General features: G+C 67.6%; 1 protein-coding gene. It reads left to right on the forward strand.

Features of this window, described 5'->3' with window-relative positions; translation table 11 throughout:
- The coding region (locus A8G00_RS25540; RefSeq protein ID WP_172451764.1) for a transposase at nucleotides 1–296 on the forward strand (296 nt) is incomplete at its 5' end.
- Between the last annotated feature and the right edge of the window lie 365 nt (nucleotides 297–661).

Below are 661 nucleotides of genomic sequence, written 5' to 3' on the forward strand. Positions count from 1 at the left end.
TGGCCGCCGACGAGTTTATCCGCCGCTTCCTGCTCCACAGCCTGCCTGACGGTTTCCATCGCATCCGTCATTACGGCTTCCTCGCCAATGGCTGCCGCCGCGCCCGGCTGGCGACCATCCGTGCCCTGCTGGCGACAGCGCTGCCGGCGCCCGACCTCGACTCGGTCTTGCCCCATCCCAAGCGCCACAATTTCGACCCGACCGTCTGTCCATGCTGCGGCGGGAAGTTGCGGATCGTCGCGACCATGCCGCGCGATGCCACCTGGCGCGCGCGCGGACCCCCGGCCGCGCCATGAGCCAGCGCTATTCCCTCGATCCTGATTATGACCGCACCACGGCAATGCAGCCGGCTGGCGCAAGGAGCGCCACAATCATCCGCCGTCTGGACCAACATCACGCTGCCGGGCGGTCACTCCCAGTGCGTGCGCAACGGCTGTCCGCGTCGCCTTCATCCTGTCACCAGCACGCCTCCGTCTCCGGTCAGCCGCACCGCTCGCACTCCCAACGACCGCTTCCCCCTCGTGCACGACCGGGACAAGGGCCACTAATCCCATAGCGCCGGCCCAGTCAGCGAGTGCGCTCAATCCGGCTTCAATGAGGTCGCGCACAGCGCCAAGATCGCCCCTCAGCGCCGCGCGACCTCACAGAAACCTCTGGATTC

It is taken from the genome of Sphingobium sp. SA916, assembly GCF_002894065.1.
Taxonomy (GTDB): Bacteria; Pseudomonadota; Alphaproteobacteria; order Sphingomonadales; family Sphingomonadaceae; genus Sphingobium; species Sphingobium fuliginis.